The 24,801-nt window shown below is 72.9% G+C and carries 24 protein-coding genes; 14 read left to right on the forward strand and 10 right to left on the reverse strand.

Translation table 11 applies throughout. The annotated features are described in order from the left end of the window. Positions 1-8 precede the first annotated feature (8 nt). From ACFVXJ_RS09195 to ACFVXJ_RS09210, 4 genes are all read right to left on the reverse strand, one after another. The gene (locus ACFVXJ_RS09195; protein ID WP_389661008.1) at positions 9-1,313 is read right to left on the reverse strand and encodes a hypothetical protein; all 1,305 of its coding nucleotides are present in this window, start codon (positions 1,311-1,313) and stop codon (positions 9-11) included. A gap of 62 nt (positions 1,314-1,375) precedes the next feature. Beyond that, complete coding sequence (locus tag ACFVXJ_RS09200; RefSeq protein ID WP_389661010.1) at positions 1,376-2,179, reverse strand: hypothetical protein; 804 nt, start codon at positions 2,177-2,179, stop codon at positions 1,376-1,378. A gap of 164 nt (positions 2,180-2,343) precedes the next feature. Beyond that, a complete protein-coding gene (locus ACFVXJ_RS09205) occupies positions 2,344-4,488 on the reverse strand; it encodes a right-handed parallel beta-helix repeat-containing protein (RefSeq protein WP_389660808.1) in 2,145 nt (714 codons plus the stop codon). A 584-nt stretch (positions 4,489-5,072) separates the two neighbouring features. Further along, on the reverse strand, positions 5,073-5,357 hold the full coding sequence (locus ACFVXJ_RS09210; RefSeq protein ID WP_389660810.1) for a DUF6368 family protein: 285 nt from the start codon (positions 5,355-5,357) through the stop codon (positions 5,073-5,075). Positions 5,358-5,650: 293 nt separating this feature from the next. On the opposite strand from ACFVXJ_RS09210, the gene hmgA reads away from it, so the two are divergent. Beyond that, positions 5,651-6,982, forward strand: coding sequence for a homogentisate 1,2-dioxygenase (hmgA, locus tag ACFVXJ_RS09215; RefSeq protein WP_389660812.1), 1,332 nt, complete (start codon positions 5,651-5,653; stop codon positions 6,980-6,982). Between the two features lie 51 nt (positions 6,983-7,033). Further along, positions 7,034-7,783: a GntR family transcriptional regulator gene (locus tag ACFVXJ_RS09220; protein WP_389660814.1), complete on the forward strand. Its 750-nt coding sequence runs from the start codon at positions 7,034-7,036 to the stop codon at positions 7,781-7,783. A 147-nt stretch (positions 7,784-7,930) separates the two neighbouring features. Here ACFVXJ_RS09220 and ACFVXJ_RS09225 read toward each other — a convergent pair whose 3' ends face one another. Next, the gene (locus tag ACFVXJ_RS09225; RefSeq protein WP_361314047.1) at positions 7,931-8,098 is read right to left on the reverse strand and encodes a hypothetical protein; all 168 of its coding nucleotides are present in this window, start codon (positions 8,096-8,098) and stop codon (positions 7,931-7,933) included. Positions 8,099-8,257: 159 nt separating this feature from the next. Here ACFVXJ_RS09225 and ACFVXJ_RS09230 point away from each other — a divergent pair, with 159 nt between their 5' ends. Beyond that, positions 8,258-9,424: a type ISP restriction/modification enzyme gene (locus ACFVXJ_RS09230; RefSeq protein ID WP_389661012.1), complete on the forward strand. Its 1,167-nt coding sequence runs from the start codon at positions 8,258-8,260 to the stop codon at positions 9,422-9,424. Between the two features lie 63 nt (positions 9,425-9,487). Here ACFVXJ_RS09230 and ACFVXJ_RS09235 read toward each other — a convergent pair whose 3' ends face one another. Further along, a complete protein-coding gene (locus ACFVXJ_RS09235; protein ID WP_389660816.1) occupies positions 9,488-10,225 on the reverse strand; it encodes a TetR/AcrR family transcriptional regulator in 738 nt (245 codons plus the stop codon). Positions 10,226-10,295: 70 nt separating this feature from the next. On the opposite strand from ACFVXJ_RS09235, the gene ACFVXJ_RS09240 reads away from it, so the two are divergent. The 3 genes from ACFVXJ_RS09240 to ACFVXJ_RS09250 all read left to right on the forward strand — a co-directional run bounded on the left by ACFVXJ_RS09240 (position 10,296) and on the right by ACFVXJ_RS09250 (position 13,540). After that, the gene (locus tag ACFVXJ_RS09240) at positions 10,296-11,273 is read left to right on the forward strand and encodes an ATP-binding cassette domain-containing protein (RefSeq protein WP_389660818.1); all 978 of its coding nucleotides are present in this window, start codon (positions 10,296-10,298) and stop codon (positions 11,271-11,273) included. Further along, positions 11,270-12,058: an ABC transporter permease gene (locus ACFVXJ_RS09245; RefSeq protein ID WP_389660820.1), complete on the forward strand. Its 789-nt coding sequence runs from the start codon at positions 11,270-11,272 to the stop codon at positions 12,056-12,058. Before ACFVXJ_RS09240 ends, ACFVXJ_RS09245 begins: the two co-directional genes overlap by 4 nt. A 258-nt stretch (positions 12,059-12,316) precedes the next feature. Next, positions 12,317-13,540: a CaiB/BaiF CoA transferase family protein gene (locus ACFVXJ_RS09250; protein WP_389660822.1), complete on the forward strand. Its 1,224-nt coding sequence runs from the start codon at positions 12,317-12,319 to the stop codon at positions 13,538-13,540. A 217-nt stretch (positions 13,541-13,757) separates the two neighbouring features. Here ACFVXJ_RS09250 and ACFVXJ_RS09255 read toward each other — a convergent pair whose 3' ends face one another. After that, the gene (locus ACFVXJ_RS09255) at positions 13,758-14,027 is read right to left on the reverse strand and encodes a hypothetical protein (RefSeq protein WP_136214965.1); all 270 of its coding nucleotides are present in this window, start codon (positions 14,025-14,027) and stop codon (positions 13,758-13,760) included. 274 nt (positions 14,028-14,301) lie between these two features. On the opposite strand from ACFVXJ_RS09255, the gene ACFVXJ_RS09260 reads away from it, so the two are divergent. Beyond that, positions 14,302-14,583 carry a hypothetical protein gene (locus ACFVXJ_RS09260; protein ID WP_389660824.1) on the forward strand — a complete coding sequence of 94 codons (282 nt, stop codon included), beginning with the start codon at positions 14,302-14,304 and terminating at the stop codon, positions 14,581-14,583. 15 nt (positions 14,584-14,598) lie between these two features. Next, positions 14,599-15,945: a protein kinase gene (locus ACFVXJ_RS09265; RefSeq protein ID WP_389660826.1), complete on the forward strand. Its 1,347-nt coding sequence runs from the start codon at positions 14,599-14,601 to the stop codon at positions 15,943-15,945. A 15-nt stretch (positions 15,946-15,960) separates the two neighbouring features. Here the strand turns inward: ACFVXJ_RS09265 and ACFVXJ_RS09270 are convergent, their stop codons facing one another. Beyond that, the gene (locus ACFVXJ_RS09270; protein ID WP_389660828.1) at positions 15,961-16,773 is read right to left on the reverse strand and encodes an SGNH/GDSL hydrolase family protein; all 813 of its coding nucleotides are present in this window, start codon (positions 16,771-16,773) and stop codon (positions 15,961-15,963) included. 199 nt (positions 16,774-16,972) lie between these two features. Here ACFVXJ_RS09270 and ACFVXJ_RS09275 point away from each other — a divergent pair, with 199 nt between their 5' ends. Both ACFVXJ_RS09275 and ACFVXJ_RS09280 read left to right on the forward strand, forming a co-directional pair. Continuing rightward, on the forward strand, positions 16,973-18,073 hold the full coding sequence (locus tag ACFVXJ_RS09275) for a DUF5925 domain-containing protein (protein ID WP_389660830.1): 1,101 nt from the start codon (positions 16,973-16,975) through the stop codon (positions 18,071-18,073). A 95-nt stretch (positions 18,074-18,168) separates the two neighbouring features. Continuing rightward, a complete protein-coding gene (locus ACFVXJ_RS09280) occupies positions 18,169-18,711 on the forward strand; it encodes an FABP family protein (RefSeq protein WP_389660832.1) in 543 nt (180 codons plus the stop codon). A gap of 67 nt (positions 18,712-18,778) precedes the next feature. On the opposite strand, the gene ACFVXJ_RS09285 is transcribed toward ACFVXJ_RS09280, so the two are convergent. Further along, positions 18,779-19,171: a GntR family transcriptional regulator gene (locus ACFVXJ_RS09285; RefSeq protein ID WP_389660834.1), complete on the reverse strand. Its 393-nt coding sequence runs from the start codon at positions 19,169-19,171 to the stop codon at positions 18,779-18,781. 72 nt (positions 19,172-19,243) lie between these two features. Between ACFVXJ_RS09285 and ACFVXJ_RS09290 the strand changes: the two genes are divergently transcribed. From ACFVXJ_RS09290 to ACFVXJ_RS09305, 4 genes are all read left to right on the forward strand, one after another. Then, on the forward strand, positions 19,244-20,209 hold the full coding sequence (locus ACFVXJ_RS09290; RefSeq protein ID WP_389660836.1) for a GNAT family N-acetyltransferase: 966 nt from the start codon (positions 19,244-19,246) through the stop codon (positions 20,207-20,209). Then, on the forward strand, positions 20,206-20,688 hold the full coding sequence (locus tag ACFVXJ_RS09295) for a DUF402 domain-containing protein (protein ID WP_389660838.1): 483 nt from the start codon (positions 20,206-20,208) through the stop codon (positions 20,686-20,688). Before ACFVXJ_RS09290 ends, ACFVXJ_RS09295 begins: the two co-directional genes overlap by 4 nt. 278 nt (positions 20,689-20,966) lie before the next feature. Beyond that, positions 20,967-21,644, forward strand: coding sequence for a hypothetical protein (locus ACFVXJ_RS09300; RefSeq protein ID WP_389660840.1), 678 nt, complete (start codon positions 20,967-20,969; stop codon positions 21,642-21,644). A gap of 308 nt (positions 21,645-21,952) precedes the next feature. Continuing rightward, on the forward strand, positions 21,953-23,449 hold the full coding sequence (locus ACFVXJ_RS09305) for a M4 family metallopeptidase (protein WP_389661014.1): 1,497 nt from the start codon (positions 21,953-21,955) through the stop codon (positions 23,447-23,449). A gap of 149 nt (positions 23,450-23,598) precedes the next feature. Here ACFVXJ_RS09305 and xerC read toward each other — a convergent pair whose 3' ends face one another. Beyond that, complete coding sequence (gene xerC / locus ACFVXJ_RS09310) at positions 23,599-24,792, reverse strand: tyrosine recombinase XerC (RefSeq protein ID WP_389660842.1); 1,194 nt, start codon at positions 24,790-24,792, stop codon at positions 23,599-23,601. Positions 24,793-24,801: the final 9 nt, after the last annotated feature.

A 24,801-nucleotide genomic window follows, 5' to 3' on the forward strand; every position in this document is an offset into this window, starting at 1 on the left:
CGGCGGCCTCAGTTCAGCAGGAGGCCGAGTCCGCCGACGGTGTACGTGATCATCAGCGCGAGCAGCGGCAGTTGACCGGCGACGGCTTTCGCCGGCGGGAAGAGGCGTACGGAGCGGTCGTGGGCCGCGACGACTCCGAGGACGTGGCCGGTGACGACGGCGACGACCTGGAGCGTGGCGAGTCCGCCGGGGCCCACTGGCGGCAAGGGTTCGGGGGCGTTGTCAGTGCCCGCTGCCATGATTACCGTGCGTGGTCCTTCGGTGACGAGAAGGGAGAAGTAGTGGGCGGTGAGATAGCCGAGGGAGATCGGCACGAGTGAGTGCGCGAAGGCGGTCAGCGGGCCGGGGTGCGGGCCGCTGACGAGGCGGGTGGCCGCCGCGCACAGGCAGTAGAGGGTGGCGACGAGGGTGATGGAACCGAGGAGTCCGAGCGTGGCCGTGGGGGTGCGGCCCAGGGGGGAGGTCTGTATCGCGTTGATCCAGGAGGGGTTGTCGGAGAAGCCGTCGTAGGCGGTGGAACCGAGCAGGACACAGACGGTGGCGACGAGTCCGGGCCGCTCGGGCGTCGCGTCGAGTCCGTGGAAGGGGTTGCGCAGGACCAGGCGGCCGTCGGCACGGCGGCCGAGGGGGGAGAGGCCGGCCAGGAGGGTGGAGTACGCCTCGAAGGCGTCTGCGTATGCGAACCAGTTCTCGCCGAAGCGGGCGGCGAGGGCGAGTTGTACGGCGGTGTAGCAGCCGAGGGCGATCAGGAGGGTGGTGGTTGATGCGGGATCCGGCGAGACGAGCTCTAGCCAGGTGAAGCCGAACAGTCCGACCGCGGCGGCCCATTGGCCGAGCCTGGGCGGGAGCGGCCGACCGGGACCCGGGTGGGGCAGGGCCCGGGCGAGCAGCCGGTGCAGGGTGCGCAGGGGGTTGAGGAGGCGCCAGACGGGACCGAAGAGGAGGGAGGCGGGGACGAGCCCGACCCAGAGGAGGACGTAGACGGCGCCGGGAGCGGGGTTCCGGGCGGGATCGTCGGGACCGAGGAGGAGGTGCAGGAGTACGGCGAGGGCTGCGGCGAGGCCGAGTCCGCGAAGGGTGGTGCGGGTGGTCGGCGCGTCGGCCACCCGCTGGAGTCCGGCGGGCAGGGCCAGGCCGGAGCGGTCGCCGCGGAAGCGGGAGGTGGACCAGAGCAGACCGAGGGCGAGGAAGGAGACGAACAGCGCGGCGAAGGCGCCGGCGAAGGCATAGAAGGGAGATATGGGCAGATCGTGCTGGGATCCGATCCCGTGCGCGAGGAAGGTGACGGCCGGATCGGCCGGGTGCGGGACCACGTCCCGGCCTCCGCAGTCACCTCCCGCGCACAGGGCGGGGGCCAGGAACGGTCGCGGTGGGGTCACCGGACGAGGAGTTGGGTGAGGACGAGGCCGGACTCGTGGGTCTCGACCTCGAACAGGCCGGTGCGGTCGGCCGTCAGAATCAGGGTGACTTCTTGGCCCGCGGGCAGGGCGAGTTCCTTGTCGTAGCCGTGGACGTGGAGGGTGTCCGCGCGGTCACTGGTGACCCGAAGGGCCACGCGCTCGCCGTGTGTCACCTCGATCCGGCCCGGAGCCGGGGTGACCTTGCCGTCCCGCACGGTGAGGGTGACCGTCCGGTCCGCCTGAGGGGTCGCCGGCGGCGGGGTTGAGGTCGCGTGGGTGTGGCCGGTCCCGCCGGGGGCGGCGCCGGTCAGCGGGACGGACGCCTCGACCGCCTTGCCGCCGACGGCCCAGGCGGTGTGGTCGTCGGCGTACAAGCGGACGGTCAGGGTGTGCGCGCCCTCAGGTACCTGCGCCGCGGGCAGGTGGAACCAGGGGCCGTACACCCGGGCCAGCTTGCGGCCGTCGAGCTCCAAGTGGGCGTGGCCGGCGCCGGGGAGGGCGGCGCCGCCCGTGCTGTCCGGGGTGAAGCGGAAGCGGGACACGGTCAGTTGGAGGTTCCAGCCGTCCTCGGAGTCGGGGCGCGCGGTGAGGCGCACCTCGGGCGCGCCCTCGGCCGGGACCTCGCGCAGGTGGTGGCCTTCGCCGTCTTGGGCGGGGAGCAGGGTGCCGACGTTGCCGGATGCCTGCTCGTGACTGGTGCCCGGTTTGTGGTGGGTGGTGGCCCTGCCCCCGCAGCCGGCCGCCGCACCGCCTACGAGCAGCAGGAGGAGGGCCACCAGGGCGGTGGTCCGGGCGGTGTGGGTCGTCCGGTGGGGCGGGCGCGGGAGGAGGGGAGGGGAGACAGGGAGGAGGGGGGCGGCGCGAAGGAGGGGGGCGGCGTGGAGAAGGGGGGTGCAGACGTCGCAGGTGACGGGGTCGGCGCGGTGGCCGGTGGGGTGGTCGGTCACTGGGGGCCTCCGGTGGGTTCCGGCGAGTCCGGGGTGGCAGCGGCGCTCAGGGTCGGGGCGGGGCCTGCCGGGACGGGGACGCGGTCACCGTCCGGGTCGCCGCCGGGGCCGGCGGGGCGGGCCGGGGTGGCGCCCGGGCGGGCGGAGGCGACGACCGCCCACAGGGTCCAGAGCACCGCCACGAGACCTCGTATCCAAGCGGGGCTCAGGGGGATCCAGGGGATCATCAGGACGGCCTTGTCGAAGGCGTCGAGCAGGGTGAGGGCGCCCAGCAGCAGGGTCAGCCGGGCGAACCAGGGCCGGTTCGGCCGCAGCGCCGCCCCGGCTCCCGTCCACCAGAGGCCGAGCAGCAGCAAGGCGAGGGCAGGGACGAAGGTGGCTTCGAGCGTCATGGTGGAGCCGGCGACGTCCAGCACCAGCCCGGCCGCGCCCAGCAGCGAGGCGGCCGTCCCGAGCCGTGAGTGGCGAAGACGGCGCCACCACAGCACTCCGCCGACCAGCAGCAGTACGGCGGCGACGGCGAGTGCGATCTGGGTCTGCACCCGCTCCGGGCCGCGGGCGCCGTACCAGTCGCAGCCCGCGGGGAGTTTGCGTGCCTGGACGTTGTAGTCGGCGCAGACGAGCAGGTGGACCAGCTTGACCGGTTCGCCGGCCAGGCGCGCGGAGCCGCCGGAGACCGAGCCGCGGCGGTCACCGCACTCGGGCAGGGTGCCGGGGGTCGATCCGTCCGGCACCGCCTGCCAGCAGTTGCCGGCGCCCTGGCCGTCCCACCACACGTCCATGCCGTTGGGGCGGGAGGCGCCCGACTTGTCCTTGCCGAGGATGTTGCCGGCGTACCGGTTGTGGTGGGAGGTGTCCGCCTGCTTCGACCACGCCTCCTCACCGCGGATGAAGGCGGGGACGGCGCTGAGAAAGAAGCCCGCGCGTTGGTGTCCGTACACCCAGTTGTGCTCGTACAGGTTCCAGTTCCCGCCCGCCGTGATGATGCCCGTGCCCGGTGGCATGGAGATCTGCGGGCAGACCACACCCTGTTCGTAGCCGCGCTCGATGGGCGGCTTGGCGCAGGTGCCGTCCGCGACGTTCGGGTAGTAGTCCGCGTTGTTGTCGTGGATCAGGTTCCGCTCGAACTTGGCGTGGTTCTGCGGCAGTCCGGGGTGGCCGGGGAAGGCGCTGTCCATCGAGGCCCCGCCCATGTTCTGGTCGAACTCGTTGTCGTGCACCCAGACCGAGTCCCCGGCGGTTCCGGAGTAACCGACCATGTTGTGGTGGCTGTGGCAGCCGGTGATCTCGATGGAGTAGCGGGGGACGTCGTAGCCGCGGCCGTTGTTGATGTCGGAGGCGCTGCCGGGGTAGATGCCGGAGTCCCCGTTGCCGTAGGACTCGCAGTTCTTGTAGAGGCCGTGGTCGCTCGCGAAGGTCAGGAAGCCGTACTCGTCGTTCCAGCGGGTGAGGACGTCGTCGATGACGAAGCCGTCGCCCGCGAGCACGTAGAGCGAGTTGAAGGTGGTGCGCTGGGCGGTGAAGTTGCGGAAGTAGATGCCGTTGGACTTGTCGGCGCGGATGGCGTTGAGCTTCTGGTACTTGGCGTCGATGACCACGTCGAGGCGGGAGGCGCCGGTGCCCTCGATCTGGAGGTTCGTCTTGCCGAGGATGGCGACCAGGTTCTGGTTGTGGCGGCACTGCTCCTGCTGCTCGTAGGACAGGATCTGGTAGCCGAGCGCGGAGTTCGGGGCCTTCAGGTGGGCGCATTCCCCCGTCGGCTTGGGGAGGGAGGGCTCCTCCTCGTACAGACCGGGGAGGATCGCGATGTTCATCCCCGCCCGGTCGACGGCGTCGACGGCGTCTTGGAGGTGGCGGTAGCCGGTCTTCTCGCAGCGTTCGTAGAGGGTGAGGTTGCGCTGCTTGAGGTCTGCGGGGAAGGCGGATATCCGGCGCTCGAAGTCCGGTCGGTCCGTCTTGCAGACCAGCAGGTCGGGCTCGGCGGTGCGGTACTCGGGTACGGAGCCGGTTCCGTCGGGGAGGGTGACGGGGCGCTCCTCGTGCGCGGCGGCGGAGGGCGCGGCGACGAGGAGGGACAGGAGGGCGAGGAGGGCGGCGAGGAGCACCGCCGGCACGGCAGGAATCCTGCGGGTCCACGGCATGCGCGAGAGAGTAGAGCAATGTTCATCTTTTCGGATCCCCTCGGGCCCGAATCACGCCGAAGTCCGGCGGCGGGTCGAGGTGCTCGAACCGTGGGCCCGGGCGGGCGAGCCGCCGACGCCCAGGGGCGGTCTCGGACGCCCCTCCCGGACCGGCCTCTGCTCGATCTCGGGGAGGGGGCCCGTCAACCGCCGTCGCCGGCGGGGCTGGACGCGGGGAGCGGCGGTCCGCTTGGGACACGCCCACGCCGGGCCGCCACCACCAAGGTCCCCGACACCCGGAGCGTGGGCCCTGGCCTGGCCCGCATCGGCCGCGCCGGCCCCTTGGGCTGCGCGGCTCGGGGCGTGACCCGCCGGGCAGCCGTCACAGCCGGCGCCGAGCCGCTTCGACGGAGTCCCCGCCGCTGGTGTTGAACGCGACGGCGGCCTGGGGCGGGCGCCGTCGGATCGAAGGGCCTCCGCATCGACACCGGGTATCGCTTGCAGGTCGCAACCCACCACCAGCACTGAAGACATGCCGTCAACTCCTGGACGTGGGCGCTCCGGGGCTTGGTCCGCCGAGGGCGAACCGGCTGAGCCGCCCACGGCTACTTCAGGAGCCGGAATCCGGGCTGTCGGGCCCACGCCCTGAGGAACTCCGCGAATCCGTACGCGACGGGGCGCGGGTCCGTCATCGTCGCGACGATGCCCGCCAGGCCGGCCACGATCGGCACGTGATCGTCACGGAGTTCGGCGTGGGCGACGCCGCCGGTCACGTTCATGACGGCGGCGGTCAGCAGGGCCGTGACAGTGTGGTCGACGGGCCGGTCGCAGAACGCGATGACGTCGACGGCGCGGGTCGGGGTGAAAGCCGAGGAGAGGCCCCCGGTCAACCTCGTCGGCGTGCTCGGCCTCGAATACCGCCTCGTCGTCGATGGGGCCCATGAGGGAGACCAGGACCGGCCGAGGCCCGGCGGCTCCCCACATGTCCGTGACGCCGAGGCTTTCCGCCCGCACGGTCAGGGCGTACCCCCACTCCGGCGTCGACCCCACCCCAGGCGCCGGCGCCCCGGGCGCCCCGCGCCCCGCCCGGCGCCCCGCGCCGCGTCCCGGTGGCGTTGACGGCGGATGGGGGAGAATCCTACTGTCAGGCATAGGATTCCTTCGGCAGACACGGGAGCGTTGCATGAGTGACGGCGGCAGCACCAGCGAGCGGGCCTCGAAGATCGCGGAGGGGCTGGCGTACCTCACCGGCTTCGGGAACGAGCACAGCTCCGAAGCCGTTCCCGGGGCGCTCCCCCACGGCCGGAACTCGCCCCAGCGCTCCCCTCTCGGCCTCTACGCCGAGCAGCTCAGCGGCAGCGCGTTCACCGAGCCGCGCACCCACAACCGCCGCTCCTGGCTCTACCGGATCCGCCCCTCGGCCGCGCACCCGCCCTTCACCCGCGTGGACAACGGTGCCCTGCGCACCGCGCCCTTCACCGAGACCGTCCCCGACCCCAACCGTCTGCGCTGGAACCCGCTCCCCGACCCGGCCCCCGGCACCGACTTCCTGGCCGGCCTCTGGACCCTCGGCGGCAACGGCGACGCCACCCAGCGCACCGGCATGGCCATCCACCTCTACGCCGCCAACGCCCCCATGACCGACCGGGTGTTCAGCGACTCCGACGGCGAGCTGCTCATCGTCCCCGAGCGCGGCGGTCTGCTGCTGCGCACCGAACTCGGTCTGCTCAGCGCCCGCCCGGGCGAGATGGCGTTGATCCCCCGCGGCGTCCGCTTCCGCGTGGAGCTGCTGGACGCGGACGCCCGAGGCTACGTCTGCGAGAACTACGGGCAGCCGTTCGAGCTGCCGAACCTCGGCCCGATCGGCGCCAACGGCCTCGCCGCCGCGCGGGACTTCCGGGCTCCCGTGGCCGCGTACGAGGACATCGAGCGTCCGACGGAGGTGGTCAACAAGTTCTGCGGAAACCTCTGGTCGGCGACCTACGACCACTCGCCGCTCGACGTGGTCGCCTGGCACGGCACGCACACCCCGTACGTGTACGACATGCGCCGTTTCAACGTCATCGGCTCCATCAGCTTCGATCACCCGGACCCGTCGATCTTCACCGTCCTCACCTCTCCCTCGGACACCCCGGGGCTCGCCGGCGTGGACTTCGTCGTCTTCGCGCCCCGCTGGCTGGTCGGGGAGGACACCTTCCGGCCGCCGTACTTCCACCGGAACGTGATGAGCGAGTACATGGGCCTGATCGAGGGCGCCTACGACGCCAAGGCCGAGGGTTTCGTGCCGGGCGGCGGCTCGCTGCACAACATGATGTCCGCGCACGGGCCGGACCGGGAGACGTTCGACCGGGCGAGCGCCGCGGAGCTGAAGCCGCAGAAGATCGACGACGGTCTGGCCTTCATGTTCGAGACGCGCTGGCCCGTCACCGCCACCGCGCAGGCGGCCGGCGCCGACCACCTCCAGCGCGGGTACGACGACGTGTGGCAGGGTCTGGAGCGCCACTTCCGCGCCTAGAGGGCGTCGGCCGTCGAAGCCCCGCCCGTCCCGCCCGTACGGAGAAACACCGTGACCGCCTTCGCCCCCGACTCGCTGGTACTGAACCGGAAGCTTCCGCTCTGGTACCAGGTCTCCCAGTCGCTGCGCGCCTCGATACTGGGCCGCACCCCGGACGCCTCGCTGCGGCTGCCCACCGAGGAGCAGTTGGCCGAGCACTACGGGGTGAGCGTGCTGACGATGCGCCAGGCGCTCAAGGAGTTGGAGGGCGAGGGTCTGATCAGCCGGCACCGGCGGCGCGGCACGTTCATCGAACCGGGCGCGCGGCGCGGGGCCCCGGTCCGGCTGCTCGGTTCGGTGGACGCGATCGTGGCCCAGCAGTCGGGCGAACGTACGACGATCCTCGGCCATGCCCGCGTGCTGGTGGCCGGGGACCTGCTGGAGCACTTCCCGGACACCGCGGAGGTGGTCACGTACCGGCGTCTGCGCCACGACAGCGAGACCGGCGAGCCGAGCAACTGGGCGGAGAACGCGGTCCTGCCGGAGCTGGCCTCCGCGATCGATCCGGCGGACCTGGAACGCTGGCCGATGACCAAGGTGATCCGGGACATCGTGGGCGTGAAGATCAGCCGGATCACCGACACGGTGGAGGCGCGGCTCGCCGATCCGGAGACGGCCGAGCTGCTGCGGGTCCCACTGCTCAGCCCGATCCTGCACTACACGGGCGTGACCTACGACGCGGACGGGCGGGTCGTGGACGTCGCTCGCATCCGCTACCGGGGTGACCGGTTCTCGTTCACCGTGACCGTCGACGCCACCTGATCCGACGGTCCCGAGAGTCTCTACCGTCCTGAGAGTCTCTACCGTCCTGAGGGTCCCTACCGTCCCGAAGGTCCCGGCCGCACCCACGGTTCCGAGCTTCCGAGCGCCCCCGGCGCCCGGAGGGCCCCGAGCGCAGCCCCACCGCGGTCAGCGCTTCCGCTCCTCTTCCTCCGCGCCCCGCTCACCCTCCGCCTGGGACGGCGTTCCGCGCATGGTCTGCGGATGCCGCTGCCCCTTCTCCTTCTCGTCCATGTCCTCGTCGAGGCGCTCGCCCTCGGCCTGCGACGGGGTCGAGTATTCGTCGTACTGACTCATGACCGCCTCCTACCGGAAATGCTCCTCAAACGCCTCCATAGGCGTACACAAGGAGCGTAACGCTTCGATCGGGACCGGGCCCGGCCGCCGCTCGCCGTCGATACCATCGGCCGCGTGAGCACCGACGTACCGCCGCAGAACCCGCTGCTGGACGATCTGATGCCCTGGTCCGTGCGCCCGCCGCGGCTGGGACGGGACTGGGTGGCCGCGCCCGACCCGGCCACCCTGCGGTCCCGGTGGACGGCGCTCGTGGCCGCCGAAGGAGCGGAGCAGGAGCGGTTGTTCCGGCCCGCCCGGGGCCGTACGCCCGCCACCGGGGCGGCCGCCCTGCCCGGGCAGCGCTCCGAGACCGCCCCCTTCGCCGCCACCCCCGGCCCCTGCCCACAGCCCGTACGGATCCTGCGCGCCCCCTTCGACGAACAGTGGCTGCTGCCGGACCAACGGCTCATCGACGCGGCCCGCCCCGAGCTGTGGCGGGTCCGCGACGATCGGCAACTTTTCCTCGTCGAGGCCCCCGAACCGCTGGTCACCGCCCACCTCCCGGTCGGCCGGCTCGGCCGCGTGCGCCCCCTGCACCGGCGTCCGGGCGGCGCGGAGCCAAATATCGCGCCGGGGCTGCCGGCCCTGCTGGGCGAGCGGTACGGCGTCCGGGTCGGCCCGGAGGACGTCCTGTGCTGGATCCTGGCGGCGGCCCGCCCCGGGGCCCGAGGGGCGTACGAGGTCCCGCTCGCCGCCGATCCGGAGCACTGGCGCGCCGGGCTGGAACTGGGGAACCGGCTGCTCGCCGCGCAGGTGCGCGGCGCGCGGGGCGGGGACGCGCCCCGGCTGCCGGACGGGCGTCGGCCATACGTCCGCTCGGCGGTCACGACGTGGCCGGGCGCGCTCGCGTACGACCCGGAGACCGAGAGGCTGACCCTGGGGAACGGGAGCATCTCCCCCGTACCGGCGGGCGCGTGGGAGTACGAGGCGCAGGGCGCACGGACGCTGGAGACCTGGTTCGCCGCCCGCACCGCGCACCGGGCGGCGGCGGGGACGGAAGGACCTGCGGCGGTGGGGACGGAAGGGCCGCAGGCGGCGGGGCTGGAGGCGCTGGGCCCTGCCGAGTGGCCGCAGGCCTGGACCTCGGAGCTGCTGTCGCTGGTGACGACGCTGGGGCTGCTCGCCGACCTGGCCCCGTCGCGGGCGGCGTTCGAGCCGGGGCCCCCGTTGTCGACCGACGCCCTCGCGGCCGCCGGGGTGCTGCCGCCGCCGCGCTGGGCCCGGCGCCCGGCCTCGGTCCTGGACCACCGGGAGGAGGGGCCGGGCGGCCAGTTCGCCCTGTTGTGACAGCCCCTGCCGTGGCAGCCCCCTGCTTAGAAAGCGCCTGCTGTGGAAGCCCGTCGTGGCGACCTACTTCGCCCACGCCCCCAGCAGTCGTGACACCGAGCGGTCGAACGCCTCGCCCAGATCGGCGGGGATACCCGTCCATCCCGTGAGGGCGGCGGCCAGCCTCGGGTACTCCCCCGTGGCGATGCGGGAGGCCAGCCATGCCGTCCGTACGTCCTGCTCGTCGGCCTCGCTCCAGGGCAGCGTGCGCGCGCGTTCGGCCAGGGCCAGTTCGCTCGACACGTACGTGGCCACGGCGCCGTTGACGGCGGCGATCAGCTCCAGCTTCTCCGCGTCCGGCAGGTCCAGCGGCGCCAGACAGGCCAGGCCGTGCTCCAGGTACCGCAGGGCGTTGGGGCTGAACCCGTGGACCGGGCTCAGCAGCCGGGGCAGCCAGGGGTGGCGGTGCATGAGCGCCCGGGTCTGGTGGGCCAGGGCCAGCAGGTCGGCGTGCCAGTCGCCGGTCGGCGGGGCGTAGGAGTACTCGCCGCTCACCGCGTCGACCATCAGCTCGTAGAGGTCCTCCTTGCGCGGGACGTAGTTGTAGAGGGACATCGTCCCGGCGCCGATCCCGGCCGCGACCCGTCGCATGGAGACGGCGTCGATCCCCTCCGTGTCCGCGATCCGCACCGCTTCGGCCGCGATCGAGTCACGGCTGTGCGCGGGCCGCGGGCCCCGCCCCGCGCGCTGCGGACGGGCCCAGATCACTTCGGGTTCGGCGGGGCGTCCGCCGCCGGGTGTCATCCGCTCGACCTCGTCCATCGCACCGTCACCTGATCCATCGCCCCATCGTAGTTACGTACAGCGTACGTAGTGCGGTAGGGTCCGGCACATGACTACTACGTACGCTGTACTTAGTGAGCGTCTGGAGAAGAACTACGGGGAGGTCCACGCCCTGCGCGGGCTGGACCTGGCCGTGCCGTACGGGGCGGTCTGCGGCCTCCTCGGCCCCAACGGCGCGGGCAAGACCACCGCCGTCCGCGTCTTCGCCACCCTCACCGCCCCCACCGGCGGCCGCGCACTGGTCGCCGGTCACGACGTCACCCGCGAGCCGGCCGTGGTGCGCCGCGCCATCGGGGTCACCGGGCAGTACGCCTCGGTGGACGGGGACCTGACGGGCCGCGAGAACCTGCGGCTCTTCGCCCGCCTGGCGGGGCTGCGCGGGGCCGCCGGCCGGGGCAGGGCCGACGAGCTGCTGGAACGCTTCACCTTGGGCGGCGCGGCCGACCGGGTCGCCTCCACCTGGTCGGGCGGCATGAAACGGCGCCTGGACTTGGCCGCCGGGCTGATCAACCGCCCCCGCGTGCTGTTCCTGGACGAACCGACGACCGGCCTCGATCCGGCGGCCCGCGAGCACATCTGGGCGGCCGTACGGGAACTGGCCGACGAGGGCACCGCCGTCCTGCTCACCACCCAGTACCTGGAGGAGGCCGACCGGCTCGCCGACGACATCGTGGTCGTGGACGGCGGCCGGGCCGTGGCCGGCGGGACCCCGGCCGAGCTCAAGGCCCGGATCGGCGCCCGCGCCGAGGTCACCGTCACCGACCGGGCGGCCCTCGCGGGCGCGGCCGTCGTACTCGACCAGCTCACGGGCGGCAGTCCGGTCGTGGACGAGGGGCGCCTCACGGTGGGCGTGACGGTCCTGGACGGTGACCTGACGCTGCCCCGGATCATCCGCGCCCTCGACTCCGCCGGCATCCCGCTCACCGACGCCGCCCTGCGACCGCCCACCCTGGACGAGGTGTTCCTGCGCCTCACCCGGGTCCGTACCGCCACCACCACCGGGCACGCGAAGGAGAACGCGGCATGAGCACCCTGCTGTCCGACGGCGGCGCCGTCTTCACCCGACAGTTGCAGAAGGCGCGCCACGCGCCCGCGCTGCTGATCCTCACCCAGACGATGCCGATCACGATGCTGCTCTTCTTCGGCTACGTGTTCGGCAGCGCGCTCGCCATGCCGGGTTCCGAGTACCGGGAGTTCCTGGTGCCGGGGCTGCTCGCCGCCACCGCCGCGAACGGTCTGATGACCGGCATGTTCACGGCCGCCCAGGACGCGCACCGCGGGGTGATGGACCGCTTCCGCACGCTGCCGATGAGCCGGGCCGCCGTACCGCTCGGGCAGACCGCCGCCGATCTGCTGACGACGGCGCTGTCGATGGTGCCGCTGATGCTGGTGGGGCTGGCGATGGGGTGGCGGGTCGAGCACGGCCTGCCGGGCGCGCTCGGTGCCCTGGGGGTGCTGTTGCTGTTCCGCTTCGCCATGGCCTGGACGGGTACGTACCTGGGGCTGCTGAGCAAGAGCGAGGAAGCGGCGGGCCAGTTGGGCAGCGCCACCTTCGTCCTGCCGATGCTCTCCAGCGCCTACCTGCCGACCGCCGGGCTGCCCGGGTGGCTGCGGGCGGTGGCCGAGTGGAACCCGATCAGCGCGGTGGCGAGCGCGGTGCGCGCGCTGTGCGGGAACGCGGGCGGTGAGGCCGCGGCGGGCGCCGCCTGGCCGGCGGCCCATCCGGTGGCGGGGGCGGTGCTCTGGTCCCTGGTACTGCTCGCGCTGACGGCGCCGGCGGCCGCCCGCCGGTTCGCCCGCGGCCGGGACTGATCCCGTCCCGGACCGACTGCGACCGGGACCGACCGGTGCCGGGACCGACCGCGACGGGAACCGACGGGGGCCCGGGAGTGGCCCCGATCGACACGGACAGCGGCCGGGACCGGCTACGACCGGGACAGAGAGGGACCGGCCACGACCGGGACCGGCCACGACCGCCGACCGCCCTCGGCAACCCGGGCGCCGGAACTCCCGAGATCTCGGCACTGTGCGGGATGACAGGCCCGGGTCCCAGCCGGTAGGCAGGCTGTCATGGCTCCCGATACGCACCCCGCGCCGCCCGCCGCCGATCCGCTGCCCCTCGACGGCGTCACCGTCGTCGCCGTCGAACAGGCCGTCTCGGCCCCCTTCGCCACCCGCCAGCTCGCCGATCTCGGAGCACGGGTGGTCAAGGTCGAGCGCCCCGACGGCGGCGACTTCGCCCGTGCCTACGACACCACCGCCCAGGGCCTCGCCTCGCACTTCGTCTGGGCCAACCGCGGCAAGGAGTCGATCGCGCTGGACCTCAAGGACCCGCGCGGGCGGGAGGTCCTGCACGGGCTGCTGGACGGCGCCGACGTCTTCGTCCAGAACCTCGCCCAGGGCGCCGCCGCCCGGCTCGGCCTCGACTCGGCCGCCCTGTGCGCCCGCTATCCGCGGCTGATCGCCGTGGACATCTCCGGGTACGGCCCCGAGGGCCCGTACGCCCACAAGCGCGCCTACGACATGCTCGTCCAGTGCGAGGCGGGGCTCGTGTCGGTGACCGGCACCCCGGAGCAGCCCGTCAAGGCGGGTATTCCGGCCGCCGACATCGCGGCGGCCATGTACGCCTTCTCGGGGGTGCTCGCCGCTCTCCTGCGTCGCGGGACCACCGGGCGCGGGGGCCGGGTGGAGGTGTCGATGCTGGACGCGCTCGCCGAGTGGATGGGCCACCCCCTGCACCACACGATGCACGGCGGCCGACAGCCGGTGCGGACCGGCCTCGCGCACGCGGTCATCGCACCCTACGACGCCTACCCGACTGCCGACGGGGACCGCGTCCTGCTGTCCGTACAGAACGACCGTGAGTGGCGCCGCCTCGCCGAACAGGTGCTGGAGCGGCCGGAGTTGGCGGACGATCCGGCGTACGCGACGAACGCCGCGCGCACCCGCGGCCGGGAGAAGACCGACGCGGTGGTGGCCGAGGCGCTGGCCGGGCTGGACGCGGACGAGGCGATCGGGCGCCTGGAGGCGGCGGGCATCGCCTGCGCGCGGCTCAACTCGGTGGCGCGGCTGGCCGCGCACCCGCAACTGGCCGCCCGGGACCGCTGGCGGGAGGTGGGGTCACCGGCCGGTCCGCTGCGGGCACTCCTGCCCCCGATCGGACTGCCGGACGGCCCGCCGCCCCGGATGGGCGCGGTGCCCGCGCTGGGCGAGCACACCGAGGCGTTGCTACGGGAACTGGGGATGGCCGACGAGGGGATCACAGCGCTGCGCCGGGACGGTGTGATCGCCTGACGGGGACGGCGGCCCGGCCGCAGGCCGCGCGACAGCGGGTCCCGGCCTCCCGGTGTCCCGGCGCGAGCACGCGCGGGGACACCGGGACATCGGGGCATCGGCAACACCGGGGCGCCGAGCGACCGGAGTGCGGACCGTGGACGGGCCATGAACGGGCCGTGGACAAGACGGGGCCGGGGGGTTGCGGCCGGACCGACCGGCCGCCTCTCGGGGACGGTTACGAGCGGCGGCTGCCGAAGAGGGTGCGCCGCAGCCGGCGCAGCGGCGCGAACAGCGCGACGCGCGCGCTCCGGCTCCGCTGGACGTGCGTGTGGTCGCGGGAGGTGAGTTCACGCATCAGCAGCGTCGCCTCCGCGGCCTCGTGGTGCGGGACGGCGGGTCCGCCCAGCACGGCGAGGTGGCGGTCGAGGCGCGAACTGGTCGCGCTGCTGCCGCAGGTGATGGCAGGCACGCGGGGCGGCCTGCTGCGCATTGCTATCTGTTCCATGTCTCTCCCCACCCGTACGAGGGCACCCGGCCCGGGCAGGTTAACCCTATCGCCCCCGGGTCGCCCCCGGGTATCCCGGTGGTGTGAATTACCCCTATACCTACGGGGAGTTGACGATTACTCAGCGCAGTCGGCGATCACTCTCCGCACAGGCCGGAGGGGGCCCGACCCGCCCCCGGGGCCTCCTCGCGGCGGTCCTGTCACCACCCGTGTCAACGCGGGCCCGCTGCGGTAACTTGGAGTGATCATCCGGTGACGGAGACGGGGGGCTCGGGTGAGCGGGAACGTGGAGGGGGACGGGCGTGTCGTCGCCGGCCGGTACCGGCTGTTGGATCCGCTGGGCCGGGGCGGCATGGACATCGTCTGGCGGGCCCGGGACGAGGTGCTCGGCCGCGAGGTCGCGGTGAAGGAGGTCAGGGCGCCGGCAGGTCTGGACGCGGCCGAGGTCGAGCGGATGTACCGGCGGCTGGAACGGGAAGCCTGGGCGGCGGCGCGGGTCTCGCACCGAGGGGTCGTGACCGTCTACGACGTGGTGACCGAGGAGGGCCGCCCCTAGATCGTGATGGAGCTGGTGCGCGGGCTCTCACTGGCGGAGGTGTTGGAGGGCGAGGGGCCGATGGCCCCGCAGCGGGCCGCGCACATCGGCGAACAGGTGTTGGCCGCGCTGCGCTCCGCGCACGAGTCGGGGGTGGTGCACCGGGACGTGAAGCCGGCCAACGTGCTGATCGCCAACGACGGCCGGGTGCTCCTCGGGGACTTCGGCATCGCGAGCCTGGAGGGCTCCTCCGCCCTCACGATGACCGGGGAGGTCGTGGGGTCCCCCGAGTTCCTCGCGCCGGAGCGGGCGCTGGGTCGCGGCCCGGGGCCGGCGTCGGACCTGTGGTCGCTCGGCGTGCTGCTGTACGCGGCCGTCGAGGGAGTCTCGCCGTTCCGCCGGGACACCCCGCTGACCACACTGCGGGCGGTGGTGGAGGACCAGTTGCCGCCGCCGCGCCGGGCCGGGCCGCTGGCGCCCGTACTGGAGGGGCTGCTGCGCAAGGAGCCGGCCGAGCGGCTGTCGGCGGCGGAGGCCACCCGGATGCTTCGGGTGATCGGCGCGGGCGGGACCGTACGCCATCCGGGCGGTCCGGTGGCGGGGCCGGACGCGTCGACGGCCCCGTTGTACGGACGGGCCCCGGGGACGGGCCCCTACGGCCCGGCCCCCACGACACCCCTCGCCCCCCTCGCCCCGCGTGACACGGCTCCGCGGGCCCAACGGGAGTGGGCCGTATTGGTGTTGACCGCCGGGATCGTGGTGCTGCTGCTGGCGGTGGTGACACTGGGGTGGTTGCTGCTCGACCACGACGCGGAACCGGGCGCGAACGGTGGCAGCGGCGGGAACGGCGCCCCGGGCACGGCGGCCGCCTCCACGGGTCCGTCGCCCGCGCCTTCCGCCTCGTCCTCCGCCTCGCCCTCCGCCTCGCCCTCGGCGAGCGGCAGCCCGACGCCCGCGCCGAAGGTGACGCTGTACGTCCACACCGTGCACGGCGGCTACCGCGGCGGCTGCCCGCCTAGCCCGGCCGACGCGCCCGCCTTCACCGGGACCATCGAGGTGGACGCCGTCCCCGCCGAGGTGGAGTACCGCTGGGTGACGCGCGGCGCGGCCGGCTCGGACGCCGGCTGGCAGAGCGTCACCTACGAGGCCGGCGGCGCGCGGACCCGGCGGTTCGACCACACCGAATCCGATCGCGGGGCCGGTGCCGGCTCGGACGACGCCGTCCGGTTGGAGGTGCGCCGGCCCGCGCGGGCGGTCTCGGCGTGGCTGGACTTCTCCCTCACGTGCGAGGAGGAGACCCCGGCGCCCGGGGCCTCCTCCTCCGTTCCACCGGCCCCCTCCGCCTCCCCGAGCCGGACACCGGACTCGGGGAGCACGCCGTAGCGGCCGGTCGGGGCGTTACGCCTTGCCGGCGAAGACGGGCAGGTAGCCGCTCGACTGCCCGGTGGCGGTCGGGTGGTAGGACTCGCCGATGTCGGCCCAGTTCAGGCTGTGCAGCCATGCGCTGCCGGAGCAGATCTCGTGTCCGGTGAAGGCGCCGGTCACCGAGGCGAAGGTGAAGCCGTGGTTCGCGGCGCGTTTGGCGATGGCGGCGTTGAGGTAGTCGGCGGCGCCGTTGATGGCGCTGCGTTCACCCTCGGTCAGTCCCGCGACGCAGGAGCCGTTGAGCTGGTAGAAGCGGGGATAGCCGAGGACCACCACGTGGGCGGCGGGGGCGCGGCCGGTGATGGCGTTGTAGACCTGGTCGAGTTGACCGGGGAGGGTCGAGTCCACGTACGCCTTGGCCTGGTTGACCCGGTTGACGCAGGTGGACTCCGACTGGAGCACACAGGTCGTCATGACGTCGGAGAATCCGGCGTCGTTGCCGCCGATGGTGATGCTGACGAGGTCGGTGCCGGAGTTCAGCGGGCCGAGCTGGCCGGAGAGGACGTCACCCGTCCGGGCGCCCGAGCAGGCGACGAACGAGAAGGTCTGCGGGGAGTGGGCGGCGGCCCACAGGGCCGGGTAGGCGCGGGAGGTGCGCTTGCAGTTGCCGCTCCCGCTGTCGTAGTTGCCGGAGCCCACGCCGGAGGAGTACGAGTCTCCGAGGGCTACGTAGCCGAAGTCGGCCTGGGCGGAGGCGGCCGCCTGGCCCGCGCCGAACAGGGTGGCACCTGCGGCGAGTAAGAGGGCGGAGGTGAGGGTGGCGAAGCGCGACAGGCTCTTGCTCATGTGTGCGGCTCCTAGTGGGGGTTACTCCTGAGTCGTTGGTACAGCGAGCACGGCCCGGCTGGAAGTGTTCATGCCAAGAATGTTCGGAGTGGAGTCCGCTCCGAACCTTCACCGACGAGGGGTTTGAAGAGCCGACCCGGGCACCCGTTCCGGCGAAAGACGGGTGCGGGAGGCCAGTTCGTGCCGGATCATGGGCGCCATGTCAGCCAACCCGCACGACGCGCTGCCGATCCGGCTCACCCTCGACGACAGCGACTCGCCGTCGGATGTCGTCGACGCCCTGTTCCTCGGCCGGTTCTCGTCCGGCGAGCAGCCGTACTCGCACAGCGTCTCCATCGAACGGGTCAAGGCGGAGGCCACCTTGCTGCCGCCCGGCGCGAGCGTGCTGCGCTCGGCGCGCGACACCGACCGCAGCGCCACCCTCGCCGAGGGCGAGGGCTGGACCGTGCTCGTGTCGCGCTGGAGCCGGGGCGCGGACGTGACGGTGACCGCCGTCAGCGACGAACTGGCCGCGGGCGTGCTCGGCGAGGCGACGGAAGGGGCGCGGGACGAGCCCGAACCGCAGCCGGAGAACGTCACGATGGGCTTCTGGTACGTCTCCCCGCGCCGCGGCCCCTACCGCACGACCCGGCAGATCGCGGCGGGTACCTGGGCCGAGGTGCGGCCCAACTACACCGCGCCGGTGGCGGAGGCGATGGACCGGCTGATGAAGGTGACCCCGGACGACATCGCGGGCCGGCTGCTCCTGCTGCACGGGCCGCCGGGGACGGGGAAGACCTCCGCGCTGCGGACGCTGGCCCGGTCGTGGCGGGAGTGGTGCCAGGTGGACTGCGTGCTGGACCCGGAGCGGCTGTTCAACGACGTGGGCTACCTGATGGACATCGCGATCGGCGAGGACGAGGGCACGGCCAAGGGCCGCTGGCGGCTTCTGTTGCTGGAGGACTGCGACGAGCTGATCCGCGGCGAGGCCCGCCACCAGGCCGGTCAGGCGCTGTCCCGGCTGCTGAACCTGACGGACGGCCTGCTGGGCCAGGGCCGCAACGTCCTGGTCGGGGTGACGACCAACGAGGACCTGGAGCGGCTGCACCCGGCGGTGGTCCGGCCGGGCCGCTGCCTGGCCCGGATCGAGGTGGGACGGCTGACGCACCGTGAGGCGGCGGACTGGCTCGGTACCGACGAGGGCGTCTCCCGCGAGGGCGCCACGCTGGCCGAACTCTTCGCCCTGCGCCGCGGTACGGGCCCGACGGCGGCCCTCCTGCCGCCGCAGGGCCACGGCGCGGAGCCGGGGCTCTACCTGTAGGTCCCGCCCCGGCGGCCCCGGGACGACGACAATGGCGCCGACGACCACGCCCCGCCGTGCCCGGCGCCCCCGGGCATACCGAACAGGAGTCCCACGTGCTCGAACCGGCGCAGGAGAATCCCTTCCCCGACACCTCCGTCCTCGGCGAGGGCCCGGAGCCCCACCCGCAGCTGCGCCCCGTGCTGGCGCTCATCGGGCGCTGGCACGGCCGGGGAAGCGGTGAGTACCCCACCCTGGAGCACGGGTTCCGGTACGAGCAGGAGGTCACCTTCAGCCACGACGGACGGCCCTTCCTGCGCTACGAGTCCCGCGCGTGGCTGATCGACGCGGCCGGCGCGGCCCTGCGCCCGTCGGGGCGGGAGGTCGGCTGGTGGCGGGTGATGCCCGACGCCACCCTGGAGGTGGTGCTGGCCCACCCGACCGGGATCGTCGAGACGTACGTCGGCCGGGCGTCCGGCACGGAGTTCGAGATGGCGACCCGGAGCGTGTCGCTGACCCCCCGGGCCAAGGAGGTGACCGGGATGCGTCGCCGGTACACCCTGGAGGACGGGGAACTGGTCGTGGTGCAGGAGATGGAGGCCATGGGACAGCCGATGCAACACCACCTGATGGCGCGGCTCCGCTCCCGCACGGCGTGAGGGAGCCCGCTCCTGCGGCGGGGCCGCGCCACGCCTACCGCGTGGGCTGCGCGCCTACCGCGTGGTTTCACCCGCCGTACCGTGCCCGCAGCGCCTCCCCCGCCGCGGCCACGGCCTCGTCCCGGGTCAGACCCAGCCGGTGGACGCGTTCCGCGAACGCCTGGGCCGCCGCGGCGGCCTCCCGCGCGGCGGAGTCCCCGGCGGCGGCGACGAACGTCCCGTTGCGCCCCCGCGTCTCGATCACGCCGTCCGCCTCCAGGGCCCGGTACGCCTTGGCCACGGTGTTCGCCGCGAGCCCCAGTTCCTCCGCCAGCCCGCGCACCGTCGGCAGTTTGAACCCCACCGGCAGCCGCCCGGTGCGTGCGCCGTCCGCGATCTGCGCGCGCAGTTGCTCGTAGGGGGCCGCGGCGCCGGCCGCGCCGTCGATCTTGATCTTGAGGTGGGTCGAAGTCGGGGTCACGCGGCCGATTCTCCCCCACCGCCTCGATAATTCGCAGGCGCCGAGAGCGGCCCGGCGCCTAGCGTCGGCCGCATGACCGTTTCGATCCGTGACCTGCGCCCCGGCGATCGGGAGGATGCGGAGGCCGTCGTACGCCTGCGCCGGTCCGCCCTCCCGTTCATGATCAGCACTGCGGCGGGGGTGGCCCACGAGGTCGCCTGCGCCCACCCCGACAAGCGGTACCGCATCCTGCTGGCCGAGGGCGCGGACGGCCCGGCCGTCGCCACCGCCCAGGTCGGCATCGCGCACGAGAGCCCGGAGCCCGGGCAGGGCTACGTCAACCTCCAGGTGCATCCCGACCACCGTGGTCTGGGCGTCGGAAGTGCCCTGCTGCGCGCGGCGGAGGACCACCTGACCGCCGCCGGGGCCGTGACCGCGTACGCCTGGGTCCTGGACGGGGCCGCCGAGCACTCCTTCGCCGCACGACACGGCTACCGGGCCGGCCGCTCCGCGCACTTCCTGCGGCTGGAGCTGTCGGCGGACACCCTGCCGCCCGCGCCGACCGTCCTGCCGCCCGGCGTCGAACTGCGTCCCGCCTCCGCGTTCGCGGACGACCCGCGCCCGCTGTACGAGGCCGACGCGGAGGTCTCGTCGGACGAGCCGGGCGACCTGCCGGTGGAGCTGGACGACTACGACGACTGGCTCGGCGAGGTGTGGCGTGATCCCTCGCTCGACCACGACCTGACGACGGTCGTCCTCGTCGACGGCGCCGTGGCCGCCTTCTCGGCCGCGCGGACCGACGGGGCGGGCCGCTACGGCTCCGCCATGACCGGCACGCGCCGCGCCTACCGGGGCCGGGGTCTGGCCAAGCTCGCCAAGACCGCCTCCCTGCACCGGGCCCTCGCGGCGGGCTGCACCGAGGCACTGACCGGCAACGACGCGGGCAACGCGGCGATGCTCGCCGTCAACAAGTGGTTCGGCTACGAGATCCGGGCCACCGAGACGCGCTTCGCGAAACGACTCGCCGCCCCCACGGACCCGAAGGAAGTGACGGCGTGAGCGACCGACTCATCGTCGCCCTCGTCAAGGCCGGCCGCACCAAGATCCGCTATCCGGCCGACCTGGTCGCCGACACGGGCGACCGACTGACCGTGCGCGCGCCCTGGGCGGCAGAGGGCGTACGGGACTTCGGCTTCGTGCGCTTCGAGCCGGGCGACGTGTTCACCGAGCACTTCTGGCGCAGCCGCTGGTACGCCGTCAAGGAGGTGCGCGCGGGGGACGGTCGGCTCAAGGGGTGGTACTGCGACGTGACGCGGCCCGCCGTGGTCCGGGACGGCGAGATCCTCGTGGAGGACCTGGACCTGGATCTGTGGGTGTCCGGGGACGGGACGAGCGTCCTGCGCCTGGACGAGGACGAGTTCGCGGCGAGCGGCCTCGCCGCGCGCGATCCGGAGGCCGCCGCGCGGGCCGTACGGGCCCTTGACGCCCTCGAAGCCCAGGCCAGGACCCCGGCCGGGCTGCCGGGACTGCTCGCCTGAGGGCTCGGCGGCGGTACGGGCCCGGGCCGCCGGCCCGGTGCGCGGACGCCCGCCGTCATTTCCCTCCCGTCTCGGGCGCACCGGAGTTGGTGTGCGCGCGGATCACGGCCTCACACGCCACCGCTTCCTTACAGGAGGACGTCCATGGCTCGCCGCATACCCCGCGGCCTGGTCCGCGCGGGCACCGCCACCGCAGCGCTGTTCGCCCTGGCCGGTCCGGTCTCGGCCCTGCCCTCGGCAAACCCCGCGCCGACGCCGCTCCCCCAGGCCGGGTCTTCGTGGGCAACCCCGTCCGGTCCTGCGGCGACCGGACGTTGACCGACGACAAGGACGGCGCCGACGCCGTGCCCGCCTCCGCCTACGCCGTGGCCTCGCTGCGCAACCTGGACGGCAGCGGCTCGCCGGCCGGGAAGTGGGCGTACGTCCGCTCGGGCACCGGCCCTTCCGCGAGGACCGCGGACGCCGCCGGCTACGACCGCGCCGACGACCGGTTCGAGGTCCCGGGCTTCGACGCCTCCCCGGAGGCGGGCGTGATCGGCGAGGCGTTCGGCGACCACCTCGCGGTCGAGGTCGCCGCGCACGCGGACGACGTATACGGCCGGCCGCGCAGGACGGACCTGGCGTGCGTCGCCGACTGGGGCTCGACCGGCTACAGCACGGCCCCGCACTGCCTGCGGCGGATCGACGGTTCCACGGTGTACGCCGATCGGGCCGGCGAGGTGCACGCGGACGGGGAGATCTGGTCGCGCGCGCTCTTCGACATCCGGGGCGCGCTGGGGGCCCGCACGGCCGACCGGATCATCGTCAACGCCTGGTTCGGGTTTCGCGCCGACACCGACTTCGCGGACGCGGCGCGGACGACGACGATCTCGACGGCGCAGCGCATGTACGGCAAGACCGCGGCGGACGCCGTCCGCGCCGGTTTCGCCACGCGGCAGATCCCCGGCATCGGGTAGCCCCGCATCGCGGGCACGGCCGCTGCCGCCCCGGGGCCGTCGGGCCCGGGGCGGCAGCGGAGCAACTCCTTCCGAAACCGGGCACATTCACCGCCGAGCGGACACCGCTTTGCGTTCTCCGGACAACGAGAAGGTCAAATTCTTGTTGCGCACCTGCCAATCAGGGGTGGCTTCCTGGCACTGTCTCCACCACTGCCCCCCACTGGCAAGCCAAGGAGCAACGAGTGACTCACCCCACGTCCTCAACCCCCACCTCCCGCAGCCGTGTTCACGCCCTCCGCGCCGCCGCCCTCGTCGCCTCCGCCGCGATGGTCGCGCTCGCCGTGCAGAGCGGCCCCGCCAACGCCGCCGCCGAGCGCGAGGCCGGCGCCACGGCCGTTTCGCTGACCGGGACGGCGCGCGCCTCCGCGATCGCCCAGGCGCAGTCCGACGCCCCGTCCACCGCGAAGGCCATCGGCCTCGGCGACCAGGAAGGGCTCGTGGCCCGGGACGTCGTCAAGGACGCGGACGGCACCGTCCACACTCGCTACGAGCGCACTTACGCCGGTCTGCCGGTTCTCGGCGGCGACCTGGTCGTGCACGCCAAGAACGGCGCGCGCTCCACCACGAAGGCCTACGGCGCCCGGATATCCGTGGACACCAAGACCGCTTCCCTCGCGGCCCCCAAGGGCGCCCGCAAGGTCGTCTGGGCCGTCGGCGGAGCGCCGGTACTGGCCTGGGAGAGCGTCACCGAGGGCGTCGGTGACGACGGGACGCCGAGCAAGCTGCACACCGTCACCGACGCCCGCAGCGGCAAGGTGCTCCACTCCTACGACGCCATCGAGACGGGCATCGGCGCCAGCGAGTACAGCGGCTCGGTCACCGTCGGCACGAAGGCCAACGGCTCGCAGTTCGAGCTGAACGACACCGCCCGCGGCGGCCACAAGACCTACGACCTGGCCGGCGGCACGAGCGGGACCGGGTCCCTGTTCACCGACGCCGACGACACCTGGGGGGACGGCACCCCCGCCAACCGGCAGACCGCCGCCGTCGACGCCCAGTACGGCGCCGCCGTGACGTGGGACTTCTACAAGAACGAACTGGGCCGGCTGGGCATCCGCGGCGACGGCGTCGCGGCGTACTCCCGCGTCCACTACGGGAGCGCCTACGTCAACGCGTTCTGGGACGACAGCTGCTTCTGCATGACCTACGGCGACGGCACGAACAACACCAAGCCGCTGACCTCGCTCGACGTGGCCGGCCACGAGATGTCGCACGGCCTGACCGCCTCGACGGCGGGGCTGCGCTACACCCGGGAGTCCGGCGGCCTCAACGAGGCCACCTCCGACATCTTCGGCACCTCGGTGGAGTTCTACGCCGCCAACCCCTCCGACCCCGGGGACTACCTCATCGGCGAGAAGATCGACATCCACGGGAACGGCACGCCGTTGCGGTACATGGACAAGCCGAGCCGCGACGGCGCCTCCGCGGACTACTGGGACAAGAACGTCGGCCGCCTCGACGTCCACAACTCCTCCGGTGTCGCGAACCACTTCTTCTACCTGCTGTCCGAGGGCAGCGGCGCGAAGACCATCAACGGCGTCAGCTACAACTCGCCGACCGCCAACGGCTCCAGCGTGGCCGGCATCGGCCGGACCAAGGCGTACAAGATCTGGTACAAGGCGGTGTCGGTGTACATGACCTCCTCGACGGACTACGCCGGAGCCCGGGTGGCGACCCTCAAGGCCGCCGCGGACCTGTATGGAAGCGGTGGCACGGAGTACCAGGCGGTCGCCGCTGCCTGGACCGCGGTCAACGTGAAGTGAGCCCCCTTCCTGAGGGGCCGCTTACCGCTGCCTTAAGCGGAGCCTAACGAGCGCTCACACTCCCCTGGGGCCGTTCTGGCAGGTCACCGGCACGCTGAGGGCTCCCGGTTCGGCCCCTGGGAGCCAAACCGGGAGCCACGGCGTGCGAATCACGGCGACTGGGGAAAAGCGGGCGCCTCGGATCTCTTTTCCCCGAAAATCTCATCCATGGCCTCAGCGCCTTCTGCGATGACGGGACGCAGTTGCTTCCGGTAGACACGCTCGGTGGTGCTGCTGCCGCTGTGTCCGACGATGCGCGCGATGACCTCGATCGGCATGCCGTGATCGGACAGCAGAGAGACGAAGCTGGTGCGCAGCTCTCTGGTCGTCCACTTCTGCGGCTGGTCGATCTTGGCCTCCCTCAGCAGACTACGGAAGTGACGCCGGACGTTGAGGGCGGTCCGCAACTCGCCGTCGTCCGTGGGAAAGACCAGACCGTCGACGGACCACTCTCGGCCGGCTGCCTTGGCTTCCGCCTGCTGGCGGGTTCGATGCGCGTCCAGCACTCTGGCCACCTGCTGGGGCATCGCGAGGGAGCGACGACTCTTCTGCGTCTTGGTGTCCCCGTGACTGCGAACGGACCGCCAGACATCGATGTGCGGCTTCTCATCCTCCATAGGCGCTGTGTGGACATGCCGCCAAGAGAGCGGTCGTGTCTCCTCGGGCCTGGTGCCCACCAGCAGAGACACGACGACGTACGTATGGATCCAGGTGTCCCTACTGGCTCGGAGAATGGCCTCTGCTTCGGCGAAGGAAAGCGACTTACTCGGTCGGCCCACCCTGCCCTCAGGGGCATCCACCAGGTCCGCCACGTTCCGCACGGCCTTGCCTCTGCGCTGGGCGTGGGCGATCGACCGGCGCAGAATCGAGAGGACCAGCCGGAGGGACGTTGATGCCAGGACAGCGGATCGGCTGTCCAGCCACTGATCCACATCGTCGGCATCGAGGAGGCGCAACTTGCTGGCGCCCAGCTCGGGATAGATGTGGGTGGCTGCGAGACTGCGATACGTGTCGATGCTGGTGGATGCCTTGCCCTTGAGTCCCTGACTCAGCCAGTCTTCGACGGCTTGCTTGACCGTGTAGTGGGCAGGGGCCTTGGCCCCCTGGTCGAGATCCTTCTTGAGCTCTCTCAGCTTCCGGCGGACCTCCGTCTTGGTCGCCCCGGAGACCTTGGATCGGCGCCGCTTGCCAGCCGCCGTGTACCCAAGGGAGATAGCTCCGATGTAGCGGTTCTTGGAGGCGTCCCAGTAGATCGAATCCTCACCGTTCGCTGCCTTACGGGCGGGTGCCCGTTTGTCGTCCATGTGGCCTCT

It is taken from the genome of Streptomyces sp. NPDC058279 (genome assembly GCF_042881255.1).
Classification (GTDB): domain Bacteria; phylum Actinomycetota; class Actinomycetes; order Streptomycetales; family Streptomycetaceae; genus Streptomyces.

What these genes read in the sequence shown, in the direction of transcription:
- ACFVXJ_RS09250 (WP_389660822.1), top strand. Translation starts at nt 12,317, where the DNA reads ATGGCTCCCGATACGCACCCCGCGCCGCCCGCCGCCGATCCGCTGCCC.
- ACFVXJ_RS09305 (WP_389661014.1), top strand. Translation starts at nt 21,953, where the DNA reads ATGGTCGCGCTCGCCGTGCAGAGCGGCCCCGCCAACGCCGCCGCCGAG.
- ACFVXJ_RS09290 (WP_389660836.1), top strand. Translation starts at nt 19,244, where the DNA reads ATGACCGTTTCGATCCGTGACCTGCGCCCCGGCGATCGGGAGGATGCG.
- ACFVXJ_RS09205 (WP_389660808.1), bottom strand. Translation starts at nt 4,488, where the DNA reads ATGCCGTGGACCCGCAGGATTCCTGCCGTGCCGGCGGTGCTCCTCGCC.
- ACFVXJ_RS09235 (WP_389660816.1), bottom strand. Translation starts at nt 10,225, where the DNA reads ATGGACGAGGTCGAGCGGATGACACCCGGCGGCGGACGCCCCGCCGAA.
- ACFVXJ_RS09225 (WP_361314047.1), bottom strand. Translation starts at nt 8,098, where the DNA reads ATGAGTCAGTACGACGAATACTCGACCCCGTCGCAGGCCGAGGGCGAG.
- ACFVXJ_RS09245 (WP_389660820.1), top strand. Translation starts at nt 11,270, where the DNA reads ATGAGCACCCTGCTGTCCGACGGCGGCGCCGTCTTCACCCGACAGTTG.
- ACFVXJ_RS09255 (WP_136214965.1), bottom strand. Translation starts at nt 14,027, where the DNA reads ATGGAACAGATAGCAATGCGCAGCAGGCCGCCCCGCGTGCCTGCCATC.
- hmgA (WP_389660812.1), top strand. Translation starts at nt 5,651, where the DNA reads ATGAGTGACGGCGGCAGCACCAGCGAGCGGGCCTCGAAGATCGCGGAG.
- xerC (WP_389660842.1), bottom strand. Translation starts at nt 24,792, where the DNA reads ATGGACGACAAACGGGCACCCGCCCGTAAGGCAGCGAACGGTGAGGAT.
- ACFVXJ_RS09230 (WP_389661012.1), top strand. Translation starts at nt 8,258, where the DNA reads ATGCCCTGGTCCGTGCGCCCGCCGCGGCTGGGACGGGACTGGGTGGCC.
- ACFVXJ_RS09270 (WP_389660828.1), bottom strand. Translation starts at nt 16,773, where the DNA reads ATGAGCAAGAGCCTGTCGCGCTTCGCCACCCTCACCTCCGCCCTCTTA.
- ACFVXJ_RS09240 (WP_389660818.1), top strand. Translation starts at nt 10,296, where the DNA reads ATGACTACTACGTACGCTGTACTTAGTGAGCGTCTGGAGAAGAACTAC.
- ACFVXJ_RS09275 (WP_389660830.1), top strand. Translation starts at nt 16,973, where the DNA reads ATGTCAGCCAACCCGCACGACGCGCTGCCGATCCGGCTCACCCTCGAC.